Origin of the sequence: Pseudomonas sp. St29, from assembly GCF_001547915.1 — a bacterium.
In the GTDB taxonomy this organism is placed as follows: Bacteria; Pseudomonadota; Gammaproteobacteria; order Pseudomonadales; family Pseudomonadaceae; genus Aquipseudomonas.
Genome location: NZ_AP014628.1, coordinates 5,691,856 through 5,705,498, shown reverse-complemented (window position 1 = coordinate 5,705,498; position 13,643 = coordinate 5,691,856). Strand labels below are relative to the sequence as shown.

Annotated in this window: 15 protein-coding genes; 6 read left to right on the top strand and 9 right to left on the bottom strand. The window is 65.6% G+C overall.

Annotated features, from left to right (window positions below):
• Nucleotides 1–91: 91 nt before the first annotated feature.
• The gene (locus PST29_RS25385; protein ID WP_060844630.1) at nucleotides 92–1,498 is read left to right on the top strand and encodes an MFS transporter; all 1,407 of its coding nucleotides are present in this window, start codon (nucleotides 92–94) and stop codon (nucleotides 1,496–1,498) included.
• A 7-nt stretch (nucleotides 1,499–1,505) separates the two neighbouring features.
• Here the strand turns inward: PST29_RS25385 and PST29_RS25380 are convergent, their stop codons facing one another.
• A complete protein-coding gene (locus tag PST29_RS25380) occupies nucleotides 1,506–2,435 on the bottom strand; it encodes a DMT family transporter (RefSeq protein ID WP_060841075.1) in 930 nt (309 codons plus the stop codon).
• Nucleotides 2,436–2,537: 102 nt separating this feature from the next.
• On the opposite strand from PST29_RS25380, the gene PST29_RS25375 reads away from it, so the two are divergent.
• Nucleotides 2,538–3,437, top strand: a complete 900-nt coding sequence (locus tag PST29_RS25375; RefSeq protein WP_060844629.1) for a LysR substrate-binding domain-containing protein — start codon at nucleotides 2,538–2,540, stop codon at nucleotides 3,435–3,437.
• A gap of 36 nt (nucleotides 3,438–3,473) precedes the next feature.
• Here PST29_RS25375 and PST29_RS25370 read toward each other — a convergent pair whose 3' ends face one another.
• The 4 genes from PST29_RS25370 to PST29_RS25355 form a co-directional block, all read right to left on the bottom strand.
• Complete coding sequence (locus PST29_RS25370) at nucleotides 3,474–5,708, bottom strand: ATP-binding protein (RefSeq protein WP_060844628.1); 2,235 nt, start codon at nucleotides 5,706–5,708, stop codon at nucleotides 3,474–3,476.
• Complete coding sequence (locus tag PST29_RS25365) at nucleotides 5,705–6,319, bottom strand: biliverdin-producing heme oxygenase (RefSeq protein ID WP_060844627.1); 615 nt, start codon at nucleotides 6,317–6,319, stop codon at nucleotides 5,705–5,707. Before PST29_RS25365 ends, PST29_RS25370 begins: the two co-directional genes overlap by 4 nt.
• A gap of 259 nt (nucleotides 6,320–6,578) precedes the next feature.
• On the bottom strand, nucleotides 6,579–6,965 hold the full coding sequence (locus tag PST29_RS25360; RefSeq protein WP_060841071.1) for a cupin domain-containing protein: 387 nt from the start codon (nucleotides 6,963–6,965) through the stop codon (nucleotides 6,579–6,581).
• Nucleotides 6,966–7,045: 80 nt separating this feature from the next.
• Nucleotides 7,046–7,855 carry an AraC family transcriptional regulator gene (locus PST29_RS25355; protein ID WP_060844626.1) on the bottom strand — a complete coding sequence of 270 codons (810 nt, stop codon included), beginning with the start codon at nucleotides 7,853–7,855 and terminating at the stop codon, nucleotides 7,046–7,048.
• A gap of 242 nt (nucleotides 7,856–8,097) precedes the next feature.
• Here PST29_RS25355 and PST29_RS25350 point away from each other — a divergent pair, with 242 nt between their 5' ends.
• The 4 genes from PST29_RS25350 to PST29_RS25335 all read left to right on the top strand — a co-directional run bounded on the left by PST29_RS25350 (nucleotide 8,098) and on the right by PST29_RS25335 (nucleotide 10,817).
• Complete coding sequence (locus tag PST29_RS25350; protein ID WP_060844625.1) at nucleotides 8,098–8,739, top strand: LysE family translocator; 642 nt, start codon at nucleotides 8,098–8,100, stop codon at nucleotides 8,737–8,739.
• 74 nt (nucleotides 8,740–8,813) lie between these two features.
• The gene (locus PST29_RS25345; protein ID WP_060841067.1) at nucleotides 8,814–9,293 is read left to right on the top strand and encodes a GNAT family N-acetyltransferase; all 480 of its coding nucleotides are present in this window, start codon (nucleotides 8,814–8,816) and stop codon (nucleotides 9,291–9,293) included.
• 45 nt (nucleotides 9,294–9,338) lie between these two features.
• Nucleotides 9,339–10,433, top strand: a complete 1,095-nt coding sequence (ddlA, locus tag PST29_RS25340) for a D-alanine--D-alanine ligase (RefSeq protein WP_060844624.1) — start codon at nucleotides 9,339–9,341, stop codon at nucleotides 10,431–10,433.
• Between the two features lie 30 nt (nucleotides 10,434–10,463).
• Entirely contained in the window at nucleotides 10,464–10,817 is a 354-nt protein-coding gene (locus PST29_RS25335) for a gamma-glutamylcyclotransferase family protein (protein ID WP_060844623.1), read from the top strand.
• Between the two features lie 9 nt (nucleotides 10,818–10,826).
• On the opposite strand, the gene PST29_RS25330 is transcribed toward PST29_RS25335, so the two are convergent.
• The 4 genes from PST29_RS25330 to PST29_RS25315 all read right to left on the bottom strand — a co-directional run bounded on the left by PST29_RS25330 (nucleotide 10,827) and on the right by PST29_RS25315 (nucleotide 13,618).
• Nucleotides 10,827–11,408 carry a DUF4234 domain-containing protein gene (locus PST29_RS25330; RefSeq protein ID WP_060841064.1) on the bottom strand — a complete coding sequence of 194 codons (582 nt, stop codon included), beginning with the start codon at nucleotides 11,406–11,408 and terminating at the stop codon, nucleotides 10,827–10,829.
• A 38-nt stretch (nucleotides 11,409–11,446) separates the two neighbouring features.
• Nucleotides 11,447–11,959: a GNAT family N-acetyltransferase gene (locus tag PST29_RS25325; protein ID WP_232513180.1), complete on the bottom strand. Its 513-nt coding sequence runs from the start codon at nucleotides 11,957–11,959 to the stop codon at nucleotides 11,447–11,449.
• A complete protein-coding gene (locus tag PST29_RS25320) occupies nucleotides 11,956–12,672 on the bottom strand; it encodes a polyphenol oxidase family protein (RefSeq protein ID WP_060844622.1) in 717 nt (238 codons plus the stop codon). Before PST29_RS25320 ends, PST29_RS25325 begins: the two co-directional genes overlap by 4 nt.
• A 133-nt stretch (nucleotides 12,673–12,805) precedes the next feature.
• Entirely contained in the window at nucleotides 12,806–13,618 is an 813-nt protein-coding gene (locus tag PST29_RS25315; protein WP_060844621.1) for a MerR family transcriptional regulator, read from the bottom strand.
• Nucleotides 13,619–13,643: the final 25 nt, after the last annotated feature.

Sequence of the window (13,643 nt, the reverse complement as noted above, 5' to 3'; positions counted from 1 at the left end):
AGTCATTACTGAAAGAGTGAGGGTCGTATTTATCATTTAAAGCGCATCGATGACACTGGCCGCCGCTTATTTCCACACAAGGATTCTCGCGATGTCCGCGACCCCGTTAGCCAAGCCGTCGGGCTGGATGCTGTCACTGCTGGCCACCGCGCAGCTGATCATTGCCCTGGACGCCACCATCGTCTTCGTGGCGTTGCCGGAAATCGGCCTTCGCCTGGGCTTCTCCGCCCAGCAATTGCAATGGGTGGTCAGCGCCTACAGCGTGGCGTTTGGTGGGTTCCTGCTGCTGGGCGGACGCGCGGCGGACCTGCTGGGCAAGCGGCGTTTCTACATCGTCGGGCAGTCGCTGTATGCCCTGGCATCCCTGGCCGGCGGCCTGGGTGGCAGCGCGCTGTTGCTGGTGCTGTCGCGGGCGGTACAGGGCGTCGGCGGGGCGATGCTATTCCCCGCGACCCTGGCCCTGATCAATACCTGGTACGCCGAAGGGCCGGCGCGCAACCGGGCCTTCGCGGTGTGGAGCGCGGCCTCGGCGGCGGGTCTGGCCCTCGGTGCCTTGCTCGGTGGGGTGCTGACCCAGTACTGGGGCTGGGAAGCGGTGTTCCTGGTCAACGTGCCCCTGGCCGGTGCCTGCGCCTTGCTGGCCCGGCGCTGGATTCCCGCCGACCCGCCACGCCAGCGCAGCCGCCAGTTCGACCTGCGCGGCGCGCTGACCGTGACCCTGGGCGGCACCCTGCTGGTGTTTTCCATCGTCCAGGGCCCGGAGTGGGGCTGGAGCGCACCGGGGACCCTGGGTTGCCTGGCGTTGTCCCTGGCCTTGCTCGGGCTGTTCGTGCGCCTGGAACAACGCTGCCGCGACCCGCTGATGCCGCTGCGCCTGCTGGGTTATCCACAGCTGCGCATGGCCATGCTGATTACCGCGCTGTTCATGAGCAGTTTCGGCGTGCAGTACTACTTTCTCAGCCTGTATTTCCAGCAGGTCTATCAGTTCAGCGTGCTGCAGAGCGGGTTGGCGTTCCTGCCCTCGACCCTGCTGTGCACGCTGGGCATCTGGGTCGCAGAACGGGCGCTGCTGCGCGTGGGCCTGCGGGCGACCCTGGTCAGCGGCCTGCTGGCGGGGGCCGTGGGCATTGCCATGATCTACCTGGCCTTGCCCGGCAGCCGCGGTTTTGTCGGGCTGCTGCCGGGCATCGTGGTGATGAGCATCGGCCAGGGCATGACCTGGACTTCAATGTGGGTTTCGGCCGGGCAGGGCATTGCCGCCGCCGAGCAGGGGGTGGCGGCGGGCGTGGCCTCCACCAGTCAGCAGATCGGCGGGGCCCTGGGGCTGGCGTTGCTGGTGTCGCTGGCCAACACCTTGAGCCCGACCGGCAATCAGGCCCATGGCATTGAACTCGCCACCGCCGCCAGTGCCTTGCTGGCCTTGCTCGGAGCCTTGCTGGCGCTGCGCTTGCCTCGGGTGCCGGCGGCCTTGCCCGCCGGTTCGGTGGCCCAGGGCTGAGGCCGGTTCAGTGGGGCCGGGGCAGGTGGCGGCGCACCGCCCACAGCACCCCGGCCAGCAACAGCAGGGCCGCCGAGCTTTGCAGCAGGCTCGGCAGGTGCTGCAGGCTGATGAAGCCGTAGAGCAGGGCGAACAGGGTTTCGAAGACGATCAACTGGCCGCTCAGGGTCAGCGGCAGGCGCCGGGTCGAGGCATTCCACATGCGATTGCCGAACCAGGAGCCGAGCACCGCACTGGACAGGCTCAGGCCCCAGAACAGCAGCCAGCGCTGCTCTCCGGCCTCGACCTGAGTGCCGGGCAGGGCAAGGCCGTCCGCCAGCAGCCAGACCAGGGCGCTCATCAGCCCGGTGGTGATGCCCCACAGGGTCGACCACTGGCTGCTGTTGAAGCGGCTGCCTTTGAGGTAACGGGCGTTGTCGGTGGCGAACCAGGTCCAGCACAGCAGGGCGCCGAAGGCGCAGAGCAGGCCCAGGGCCCGTTGCCCCAGTTCCACGCTGCCGCTGTCGGCGGTGAGCAGGGTGTCCAGGTTGATGCAGCAGATGCCGGTGAACACCAGCAGCAGCGGCCAGCGCAGTCGGCGCAGGGGCAGGGCGTCGGCATCGCCGCGTCCGGCCAGGGTGATGGTCAGTGGTAACAGGCCGACGATCAGCGCAGTGCTGGCCACCCCGGCCCATTGGATGGCGCTGGCCAGCAGCATGAAGTAGACCAGGTTGCCGGTCAGCGCCAGCTTCACCAGCAACGCCACGTCACCCCAGGTCAGGCGCTGCACGAGCTCCCGGGCCTGAGGCACAGCCAGGAGCAGGGAGAATGCACCGTACAGGCTGAAGCGCGCACAGCTGAGCATCAGCGGACTGAACTCCGGCAACAGGCTGGGCGCCACAATGGCCAGGCCCCAGACCGCACCGGCCAAGGCTGCATAAGCAACTCCGCGTTTCATGCACACACTCGCAGCAATTCATCAAAGCGCGCAGCCTAGTCATTGCTGACCGAACGGACAAAGGATATATAGGCACCTACCTATTCTTCTGGGGAATGCCTGATGAGTCGTTTCGCGCGCCATTTGCCGCCGTTGGAAACCCTGGTGACCTTCGAGGCGGTGGGGCGCAACGCCAGCTTCACCCGCGCCGCCACCGAGCTGTGCCTGACCCAGAGCGCGGTGAGCAAGCAGATCCGTGCCCTGGAGCTGTCGCTGAAGACCGAGTTGTTCGAGCGCCAGGCCCGGGGGGTGAAACTCACCGCCAGCGGCGCTTCGCTATTTGCCGAGGTCAGCACCCAACTGGAAGCCTTGCTGCGCAGCGTCAGCCGCCTGCGGGCCGGGCGCGACGCCAATACCATCACCGTGCAATGCACCCACGCGGTGGCGCAGTTCTGGCTGTTTCCGCGCTTGCTGGCGTTCAACAAGCAGCACCCGGACATCACCGTGAGCATCCACGCCAACAACGACATGGACGAATCCAGCGTGGCCGAGCACGACTTGGCCATTCTGTATGGCGCCGGGCACTGGTCCTCCCTGGCGGCCAAGCCGCTATTCGCCGAGATCGTCTATCCCATCGCCAGCCAACAGCTGGTGTTGCCGGCCATTGGCGAGCTGGCGCAACTGGCCGAGCTGCCCTTGATCCAGCTGGACGCCTCGGCCTGGAACTGCATCGACTGGCGCGACTGGTTCCGCCATTTCGGCCTGGACTACAGCGCGCCGCCGGGCGCCATGGGCTTCAACCAACTGACCCTGATGTTCAGTGCGGTGCAGCAGGGCATGGGCGTGGGCCTGGGCTGGGATTTCATGGCCAGCGAGCGGGTGGCCCGGGGCGAGTTGCAGCGGGTTGGCCAGTGGGCGTTTCGCACCGGTCAGGCGGATTTTCTGGTGCACCCGCGGCACAAGCGCCTGTCTGTCAGCGGCCAGTTGTTTCGCGACTGGTTGGTGGCGCAGGCGAGTGAATGAAGGGCCGGGGCGGCGTGGCCGCCCCGGGGGCACGCTTCAGAGGGTGGCGCGGGGCACGCTGAAGCGGAACTCGCTGCCCTTGCCCGGTTCGCTGTGGGCCTCGATCTTGCCGCCGTGGGCCTGGATGATGCCCTGGGTGATGTACAGCCCAAGGCCGGTGCCATTGGGGTTGCCTTCCTTCATGGTCCAGTAGCGGTCGAAGATGAACGGCAACTGGTCGGCGGGAATGCCTTCCCCGCTGTCGCGGACGCTGAAGACGATCTGCTCGCCGTCGGACATCGCCACCACCCCGACCTTGCCCTGCATGGGGGTGAACTTGATGGCGTTGCCCACCAGGTTCGACAGCACCTGGAACAGCCGCTCGGGGTCGGCATGGATGGTCAGCTCCGGCTCGGCGTGAAAGCTGATGTCGATGGCCTTGTCCAGGGCCAGGGGCGCCAGCAGCGAATAGGCCTCTTCGAAGATCTGGCTGACCTCCAGCGGCTGTGGCGCGATGCTGTAGCGCCCGGCTTCGATCTTCGAGGTGTCCAGCAAGTCCTCCAGCAGGTTGTTCATGCGGCTGGCGGCCTGTTGCATGGTGTCGATGGCCGAGGAAATGCGCCGTGAAGTGTGCGGGCCGTCGGAGCTGAAGGCCTTCTGCATCATGCCGCAGAGCATGGAGATCACCGTCATCGGGTTGCGCAGGTCGTGGGACACCACCGCCACCAGTTCATCCCGGGCGCGCACCGCCTGTTGTTCCCGCAGCACCTGGCGCGCCAGGTCGTGTTCCAGGGCCGAGCGGCGCAGGTCGTTGGCGGCGAAGCGGTCGCCGTGGCTCCACTTGCTGGAGATCCCGGCCATTTCCACCTTCCAGATCTCGAACGAGGTGCGCGGCCGCAGGCGCAGGCCGGCGTCCGAGTTCTCCAGGTCCAGGGGCTTTTCCGGGTTGCCGCTCCAGTGGATGTTTTCCTTCACCTCCGGGCGGAACCACAGCACGCCGTTATCCACAGGCTTGGGCAGGCTCATGGCCAGGACACCGCTGGCCACCTGTTGATAACTCGCCGCCGGCGGATACAGGCTGGCCAGGTGATGACTGGCGAACACCGCTTGCCCGGTGCCTTTGAGCCAGCGGTACAGGGCACGGATGTCGTCCTGGGGCGGGCAGTTACCGAAGCAGTGCAGCTGTTTGTCCTCGATGATCGCCACGCCGCCGGCCTGGGTCAGGTCCAGCAGCCGTTGTGGCGCCTGGGCCAGGCCGTCGAAGACGCTGCCGGGGGCGTCGCGCATGGCCTGGTCGAGGCTGGCCAGGGCGGCGACTTTCTCTTCCCGCTGCCGGCTCAGGTCCAGGGCTTCCATGGCGCTGATCTGCAACGACAGCACCTGGCCAATGGTCTGGCAGGCCATGCGCAGTTCGTGGGGCACCAGCAGCGGCTGGCGGTTGCCGCAGCTGATCAGGCCCCAGAGCTGATCGTCCTTGAGCAGGGAAATGCTCATGGACGACAGCACGCCCATGTTCTTCATGTACTGGCAGTGAATCGGCGACACGCTGCGCAGGGTGGCAAAGCTCAGGTCCAGGGGCTGCTGGGTGTCCGGGCGCAGGGGCGGCAGCAGCGGCACCGGCTGGTAGTCGGCGTTGGGAATGATCCGCAGCCAGTTGCTGCGGTACAGCTCGCGGGCCTGCTGGGGAATGTCCGAGGCGGGGAAGAACAGGCCGTTGAACACCTCCATGTCGGGGCGAGTGGCTTCGGCGATCACCTGGCCGTGGCCTTCCTCCTCGAAGCGGTAGATCAGCACCCGGTCGTAGCCGGTCATGGCCTGGATCTCGCTGACGCTGATGGCGTACAGCTCGTGTAGGGTCCTGGCCGCTTGCAGGCGCCGCAGCAGACGCCCGAGGTTGTCGTTCTGCGCCGTGAGTGGTCGGGGCTGATCGGGCTGGATCTCCAGCTCCAGCATCAGCACCCCCTGGTGGCGATGCAGCAGGCCTTCGAAGCGTCGGCCATTGAGCGACAGGTACAGCGCTGGGGCATCGGCCAGCCGCTCCAGTTGCAGCACCTCACGGATGCGTTGGCCGTCCGCGGCCCCCAGCAATTGCTCCAGGGGCTGTCCCGCCAGCGATTCGGCGGGCTGGCCCAGCAGCGCCTCGACGTTGGCACTGATCTGCCGGATGTGCAGTTGCGGTTCGTCCAGGGTCAGCAACACGCCGTGGGGCTGGATCGCCCCCGGGGAACGGATCGGCTCGTTGGCGCAGTTGGCCAGCAACTGTTCGAAGGTTTGGGCGTCTTGGGGGGTCATAGCAGCACCTCGCGGCGGTCGAGCCAGCGTTCGAAACAGGCAAATGTGGATTGCGCGGCGCTGACCAGGTGTTGGCGTGTGCTCGCGTCTTCGGGCATGCGCCCCAGGTAGTCGAGAAAGTCCTTCCAGCGCCGCCCGGTGGCAGCGCCATAGACATCCAGAAAGGCGCCGCCGTTGTCGGCGTCCAGATCCAGGCGCCGGGCCATTTCCCGGCGCAGGATCTGTCCGCCCAGGGTCGCGCCTTCCAGTACGTAGAGCACGCCCAGGCAGGCCCCGGCGCTGGCCAGGGGCGGCAGCTGCTCACAGCGGGGCAGGGCCTGGATGCTGGCGGCGTCCAAGCCCAGGGCGCGCAGATCAGCGAACAGGGTCGGGGTCTTCAGGCGCTGCATCGGGTCGTAGCCCGGCGGGATCAGGCCGCTGTCATGCAGGGCCGCCTCCAGGGGCTGATAGAAACCGTAATAGGCCTGGATCAGGCGTCGATACCAGGGCGCATCAAGCCGCTCACAGAAGAACGGCAGGCGTTGCTCCAGGGCAACGTGCAAGGTCGCGGTGCCGGTGCGCAGGTCTTGAAGCAGGGTGGGGGTGGTGCTGGCGTGGTGCGGTGTCGGCATGCAGGGATCAGGGGTCGCAACAGGTAGTGGACGCGCCATGGGCGTCATCAAAGGCCGGGACCAGGCTGGCATCCCCGCGATAGAGCCATCGCACAGAAAAAATCGGAGCGTCACTTTACCCGTGCTGGTTCCCTCGACGTAGGGTTTTTGGTACGCCGTCGGTCGGTCAGCAGCGAAGATGGAGTGGCGTGTCAAAGCGTCTGACCTCGCCGGTGCGGTGGAAATTCCCTTTTCCACCTTTTGCAGATTCAGGCCAGGGTCAGATCCAGACGTCGTTCTGTGCCGTGCGTTCGCCGCCTTGATCGCCGGTATTGAGCACGCCCTTGGGCTCGATCAGCAGCAGTTTGACTTCCTGCTCGGCCCAGGGCTTGTGCTCGACGCCCTTGGGCACCACGAACATCTCGCCGCTGCCGATGGACACCCGGCCGTCACGAAAGTCGATGTACAGCTGGCCGTCGAGGACGATGAAGGTTTCGTCGGTGTCGGCGTGGCTGTGCCAGACGAACTCCCCTTGCAGCTTGGAGATCTTGAACTGGTAGTCATTCATCTCGGCGATCACCTTGGGGGTCCAGTGTTCGCTGAACAGGCCGAGCTTGTGCTGGAAATTGATGCTCTGGTAGGCGTTTTGCGTGGTTGGGTTTGGCATGTTGCGGTCCACATCAGTGATGAATGAGCACTGAGGGTAAACAGCCGGCGGGGTTGGTTTCTTGAACGATCGTGTGTGGCTCAGCGGCCGAGCATCTTCAGCCAGCGCGCCGGAGGCAGGCCGTAAGCCTGGCGGAACTGCCGGGTCATGTGGCTCTGGTCGGAAAACCCGGCGATCAGCGCCGCTTGGGTCAGGGACTGGCCCTGGACCAGCAGGGCGCGGACCAGGTCCAGGCGGCGCATGCTCAGGTAGCGATAGGGGCTGGTGCCGAACAGCAGGCGAAAGTCCCGGGACAGGCTCCAGCGGTCGCGCCCGCTGTGGGCCTCCAGTTCGTCCAGGGTCAGGGTCCGGTCCAGGGCACTGTGGATGTACTCCCTGGCCCGTTCCGCGGCGACATAGTCCAGGCGCTGGCGGGGGCGGGCGACGCCGGACACGCTGTTCAGGGCGTGGGCCAGGTCGAACAGGGCGTCTTCCTGCTCCAGCGGATCCAGGGGGTTGTCGAGTCCGCGCAGCAAGGCGTCGGTGGCGGCGGACAGCCGCGGATCGTTGGACAGGCCACCGGCAATGAACGGCAGGGGCCGGCCACCGAGGATCTGCTGGATCAGCGCGGGTTCGACATACAGCATGCGGTAGTGGAAGCCGTCGTGGGTGCCGGCTTCGCCGTCGTGGGCTTCATCGGGGTGCAGGACCATGGTCGCGCCGGGCAGGCTGTGGCGCCAGCCACCGCGGTACTGGAAGCTCTGCACCCCGCGCAGGGTCCGGCCGATGGCGTAGGTGTCGTGGCGGTGCATGTCATAGCCATGGCCGGCGAAATACGCCTCGATGCGCTCCAGGCCCCGGGCGGGCGGCGCGCGGTGAACCCAGTCGGTGACAGCGGTGGGTTTGGCCATGGAACGGTCCTGATGGATGAAGCCGAGGGCGGTACGTTAACTCAGGGGCGCGCTGGCTGTCTTGCCCCTTGGCTCACGCCGTGGCAGTTCTACCGGAAGAAGGGGGGCCTTGCAGGATGGATCAGGCGCAGCGCGGCGGCCGACGGCTTGAGCAGGATTGCGAGGCCAATCGGCGGTTGCCTGGGCAGGCGCGAGTGGAGTAGCGTCGTTCACCCGGATCCCCTTCATGGCCACCTGCGCTCATGCACGTCTCATACCTGGTTTACCTCGCCCCGCTGTTGTCGCTGGCCCTGCTCTGGAGCGCGGCGGTGATCACCCCAGGACCGAACTTTTTCACCACAGCACAACTGGCGGCGAGCTGCTCGCGGCGCCATGGCCTGTTTTCCTCCCTGGGGGTGGCCAGCGGCACCGTGCTCTGGGGGCTGGCGGGAGGCTTGGGCATCAAGTCGCTGTTCAGCGCGGCGCCGGCGCTGTTCGTGTTGTTCAAGGTCGCCGGTGGCTGTTACCTGATCTACCTGGGACTCAAGCAGTTCAAGCGCAAACCGGCCCTGGATAATCCAACCGCCAATGGCGCGGTCCATGCTGAGCGCAGCCTGTTCTCGGCCTACCGGCTGGGCTTTCTCGGCAACATGACCAACCCCAAGTCGGCGCTGTTCGTGGCCACCATCTTTGCCACGTCGATGCCGGCCTCCCCGCCACCTCTGCTGCTGGGACTGGCGGTGCTGACCATGGCCGGCCTGTCGCTGTCCTGGTACTGCTGCGTGGCGCTGTTTTTCGCCAGCAGCCGGGTGGCCGGGTTCTACGCCCGGGCCCGTCGCTGGCTGGACCGTCTGGCTGGTGGTTGTTATGTGCTGTTTGGCGGGCATCTGCTGGCCAACCGTTGAGCGGCCGGCGCCTTGCGCTGGCCAGGATACGCCCCCCAACAAGGACGACCCGTCCCCGTATCAGGAGACTGAACATGGCTGTTGTTTTTCGCCCGGTAGCAGAGGCGGACATTGCGCGGATCTGCAGTTTCGTGGGCAATCCCCAGGAGTTGTATTTCTTCTTTCCTGCCGCCACCTGGCCGCTGACCCACGAACAGCTGCGCGACTCCATCGCCCAGCGCAGCGACTCTACAGTGATCGAGTTGGATGGGCAGGTGGTGGGCTTTGCCAACTTCTATCGCTGGGCCAGTGGCGGCACCTGCACCATCGGCAATGTCATCGTCGACCCAGAGGTGCGCGGCGCGGGCCTGGGAGCGCAACTGATCGGGCAGATGATCCATATCGCTCGCAGCAAGCACCAGGCCAGCGAGGTGACGCTGTCCTGCTTCAACAGCAATGTGGCGGGCTTGCTGTTCTATCCGAAGCTGGGTTTTGTGCCGTTCGCCATCGAAGAGCGCAAGAACAAGGAGCAGGAGCGGGTGGCGTTGATCCATTTGCGCTACAGCCCCAGCTGAAACCAAGAGAACCGTCAGCGAACATTTTTTTAACGGAAACCATTCATGAGCAAGTTGCGGGTCGGAATTATTTTTGGTGGCCGTTCGGCCGAACACGAAGTGTCGCTGCAGTCGGCGCGCAATATCGTCGATGCTCTGGATCGCACGCGCTTCGAGCCGGTGCTGATCGGCATCGACAAGCAGGGGCACTGGCACCTCAACGACACCTCGAACTTTTTGATCAACCAGGAAAACCCGGCGCTGATCGCCCTCAACCAGTCCAACCGCGAGCTGGCGGTGGTGCCGGGCAAGGCCAGCCAGCAATTGGTGGAAACCAGCAGCCAGGAGCTGTTGGGGCATGTGGATGTGATCTTCCCGATCGTCCACGGCACCCTGGGTGAGGACGGTTGCCTGCAGGGTCTGCTGCGCATGGCCGACCTGCCTTTTGTCGGCTCCGATGTGCTGGGTTCGGCGGTGTGCATGGACAAGGACATCAGCAAGCGCCTGCTGCGCGATGCCGGGCTGGCGGTGACGCCGTTCATCACCCTGACCCGGGCCAGCCGCAGCCGCTACGGTTTTGTCCAGGCCCGGGAGGCGCTCGGCCTGCCGCTGTTCGTCAAGCCGGCGAACCAGGGCTCCTCGGTGGGGGTGAGCAAGGTCGACAACGAGGCCGATTACGACGCCGCGGTGGAGCTGGCCCTGGGGTTTGATCACAAGGTGCTGGTGGAGTCCGCGGTGCGCGGGCGGGAAATCGAATGCGCGGTGCTGGGCAATGACCAGCCGATCGCCAGTGGCTGCGGCGAGATCGTGGTCGGCAACGGTTTCTATTCCTACGACAGCAAGTACATCGACGCAGACGCGGCCCAGGTGCTGGTGCCGGCGGACATCAGCGTCGAGCACAGCGAACGTATCCGCGCCCTGGCCATCGAGGCGTTCCAGGTCTTGGGCTGCTCCGGGCTGGCCCGGGTCGATGTGTTTCTCACCGACGACGGTGAAGTGCTGATCAACGAAATCAACTCGCTGCCCGGGTTCACCCGCATCAGCATGTACCCCAAGCTATGGCAGGCCGCCGGCATGCGTTACAGCGAGCTGGTGAGCCGCCTGATCGAGCTGGCGCTGGAGCGCCATGCCGAGCGGCAAGGTCTGAAAATCAACCGCTGAAGCGGATCATCGTGTTTAAGGACGTGACGAATGAGTTCGGCAACAGAAGCTTCGGTCTACCTTTTTTCCTACGGCACCCTGCAAGACAAGGCGGTACAGCTGGCCAACTTTGGCCGTGAGTTGAGTGGCAGCACCGATGCCATGCTCGGCTATGAACAGAGCTGGGTGGAAATCACCGATCCCGAGGTATTGGCCGCCAGTGGCAAGACCCATCACCCGATCCTGCGCCCGGGGGCGGCGGACAGCGCGCCGATTGCCGGCACGGTGTTTCAGATTACCCCCGAGGAACTGGCAGCGGCCGACCGCTATGAAGTCGCCGACTACCAGCGGGTCAGCGTGACCCTGGCCTCGGGGATCCAGGCCTGGGTCTACGTCAGCGCCTGAGTTCCTGACTCACTCCGGCGGCAGCATCACCCCGAGACAGGCCAACACCAGCACCACGGCCCCGAGCGCGCAGAGCACATAGTTGAGCGGGGTGAAACGGGCGTTGCTGCGGCCTTCGGGGTCGCCGGCGGCGGCATTCAGGCCGCGCTGGCCCAGCCAGGTGACCCACGCCAGCACCGGTAGCAGCGCCAGGCTGGCGATGTCGGTTACCGGGTAGCCGATGTTCTTGCGTGACAGCGCATCCACCACGTTGTTGACGATCAGCCCCACCACAAACAGGGTCGCCAGTTCACCGGGTCGCCAGTCATGGCTGCGGCCGTCGCGCTTGAGCTGTGCATCGGCTTCGCGGTACAGCGCATGGGTGAAGAAAATCGCGAAGAACGCCCGGGCCACCGGCCACAACTCCTGGCCGCTGGCGTGCCTGAACTGATGCCAGTTCTTATAGGCCCAGTACAGCTGGTAGATACCGAAGGTGAGGATGTACAGGGTCAGGAACTTGACCTTGGACACCACATAGAAGGGTTGTGGCGCCGTGTGCGCCGAAGGGGCGACCAGATCCGCCTGGGGCGGGGCATAGAGATTGTCAGACACGGGCACTCCTTGGGTTGGGTCTGAGGCGGGAGGCAACGTTAGCTCAGGTAGCTGGCCAAGCACCAGTACGGTCTCGATGGCCGACGAGGGCCGGGTTCAGGCCTGGGGGGATCTGCGGGCCGAACGTAGTGAATATCCCATTCACTTTCGCCTACCTGAACAAAACCCAGGCGTCGATAAAATCGATTTGAGTCACTGCCGCGCAACGCATCCAGGTGGATGGGCAATTGTTCTCTGGTGGAACGCTGTAAAAGCGGCTCCAGGGCCTGGGCACCGATGCCCCGCCCCTGGAATTGCGGCATGACGTACAGGTGCTGCAGTCGCAGATGATCCTCGTGTGATTCGCTCTGGATAAAGCCCACGGGCTGTCCGTCACTGAGGATGAAGTGGCAGCGCTCGGCCGCGAAGCTTGCGGCAAAACGCTCCCGGGCCCGCTGTGGGTCGAAGCGACCCAGGCGCTCAAGGCTCTCGCGCATGGCCGCGATGCGCATCTGGATCAGGGTTTCCAGGTCGGTCAGAGAGGTCGGGAGTAGCGCAAAGCCGAGGCTCATGTCCGGCCGATCCAGGAGTACTGGAAGGCCTTGGCTTCACCCCGATGCATGCGTCGGCGATAGCTGGCCAGGGTCGGGGTCGAGCAGTAGGTGCACAGCTCGCTGATTTCGATCTGCTCGTCCTCGATGCCGGCGGCCTGCAGCAGGTACACGGCATAGCGGCTCAGGTCGAACCACAGGGAGTCGGCCTGGGTCGGTTGTGGCGGGGGAATTTGCGGGGGCAGCCGCGGGGCCGGCTGCTGGCGACTCCAGGGCGCTTGCGCAGCGGGCCACAGCGGATCCTGAGTGGCGGACAGGGTGTCGATGAAGTCGGCACTGACTTCATAGCAGCAGGGTTTGATCGACGGGCCGATGGCCACTCGCAATTGCCGTGGGGCGATGCCCTTGTTGGCGAAGTGTTGCAGCACATTGGCGATGATCCCGCCGTGCAGGCCTTTCCAGCCACCATGCACCGCCGCCACCCAGGAGCCGTCGTCGCTGCTGATCAGCAACGGCAGGCAGTCGGCGGTGACCACCGCGATGGGCCGGCTGGAATGGGTGAGGACTGCATCGCCGCGAATGATCCCGCTGGGCAGGGTGGTGCTGGCGTGCACCACCTCGCCACTGTGGACCTGCGAGCAGAAGAACAGGTTGGCCGGCAGGGCAGCGCCCAGGGTCGAAAACTCATGACGGATGCCGGGTATCTGGTTCAACACAGCTGCCTGGAAACTCATCGGGCCTTCGCTCGGTAACCTGGGAATGGCTGCAGAGCATAGCGGTATCCGAGGCACTTTTGCTGACAGGCCGCGCTGCAAAGGCAGCGCCAGACCAGCGGTTGCCTGTGGGGCGGCCCGCCTTGCGGATGTTTCAGGCCTTGAGCGGGATGTACAGCTCCACCACGCTGTCCGGGTGCATGGGCCCCAGGAAACGTTCGCCGGTGTATTCGAACTCCACCGCTTCGATCGGCATCAGCCCGGCGGCGGGCAGCCATTCGCTGTAGGCGGCGCGAAAGGTTTCCGGCAGGGTGGCCACGGTGCCGTGATGCTCGACCCGGGCGTAGTGGCGGGCGGGGATGTCCAGCTCGACCATGCCCGGCACCAGGGGCGCATCGGCGGCCACCGGCAAGCCGGCGACATAGCGCCACTGGCCGTCTTCCAGGGGCTGGCAGATGCCGTAGGTGCCCACCGGCTCGGCCAGGCGCTGGATTTCCTGCTCCCGGGGTTCGAAGCGTTGCCAGAGCTCGGCGATGGAGCCCGGGTCGTCCTGCTGCCAGGCCATGCCGATGATCCGTTGCCGGGCCAGGAACACCTTTTGCGGCGTCTGCGGGGCAGGGATCTGGCGCTGTGGCTGGGCCAGGTAGCGTTGCAGGTGACCGAGCACCTTCTGGCTGCGGGCAATCTCGCTTTCCAGCTGCCGGGCATGCTCCTGCAACGACTGCTGCATGTGCAGCACGCTGCCCAGGCCGCCCTGGTCCGCCAGCGTGCGGATGTCTTCCAGGGACATGCCCAGTTGCCGCAGCCAGACGATGCGGCCCAGGGTCACGATCTGTTCCGGGCTGTAGTAGCGGTAGCCGTTGTCCCGGCCGGTGAGGGCCGGGGTGAACAGGCCGATGCTGTCGTAATGGCGCAGGGTCTTGGTGGTGAGGCCGTGGCAGCGGGCCATTTGTCCGATGGTGAGCATGGAGCGTCCTTGGTGGTGTTGGGTT

Excerpts from the sequence above, each read along its gene's own strand:
- PST29_RS25385 (WP_060844630.1), top strand. The coding sequence starts at position 92 with ATGTCCGCGACCCCGTTAGCCAAGCCGTCGGGCTGGATGCTGTCACTG.
- PST29_RS25380 (WP_060841075.1), bottom strand. The coding sequence starts at position 2,435 with ATGAAACGCGGAGTTGCTTATGCAGCCTTGGCCGGTGCGGTCTGGGGC.
- PST29_RS25375 (WP_060844629.1), top strand. The coding sequence starts at position 2,538 with ATGAGTCGTTTCGCGCGCCATTTGCCGCCGTTGGAAACCCTGGTGACC.
- PST29_RS25370 (WP_060844628.1), bottom strand. The coding sequence starts at position 5,708 with ATGACCCCCCAAGACGCCCAAACCTTCGAACAGTTGCTGGCCAACTGC.
- PST29_RS25365 (WP_060844627.1), bottom strand. The coding sequence starts at position 6,319 with ATGCCGACACCGCACCACGCCAGCACCACCCCCACCCTGCTTCAAGAC.
- PST29_RS25360 (WP_060841071.1), bottom strand. The coding sequence starts at position 6,965 with ATGCCAAACCCAACCACGCAAAACGCCTACCAGAGCATCAATTTCCAG.
- PST29_RS25355 (WP_060844626.1), bottom strand. The coding sequence starts at position 7,855 with ATGGCCAAACCCACCGCTGTCACCGACTGGGTTCACCGCGCGCCGCCC.
- PST29_RS25350 (WP_060844625.1), top strand. The coding sequence starts at position 8,098 with ATGCACGTCTCATACCTGGTTTACCTCGCCCCGCTGTTGTCGCTGGCC.
- PST29_RS25345 (WP_060841067.1), top strand. The coding sequence starts at position 8,814 with ATGGCTGTTGTTTTTCGCCCGGTAGCAGAGGCGGACATTGCGCGGATC.
- ddlA (WP_060844624.1), top strand. The coding sequence starts at position 9,339 with ATGAGCAAGTTGCGGGTCGGAATTATTTTTGGTGGCCGTTCGGCCGAA.
- PST29_RS25335 (WP_060844623.1), top strand. The coding sequence starts at position 10,464 with ATGAGTTCGGCAACAGAAGCTTCGGTCTACCTTTTTTCCTACGGCACC.
- PST29_RS25325 (WP_232513180.1), bottom strand. The coding sequence starts at position 11,959 with ATGAGCCTCGGCTTTGCGCTACTCCCGACCTCTCTGACCGACCTGGAA.
- PST29_RS25320 (WP_060844622.1), bottom strand. The coding sequence starts at position 12,672 with ATGAGTTTCCAGGCAGCTGTGTTGAACCAGATACCCGGCATCCGTCAT.
- PST29_RS25315 (WP_060844621.1), bottom strand. The coding sequence starts at position 13,618 with ATGCTCACCATCGGACAAATGGCCCGCTGCCACGGCCTCACCACCAAG.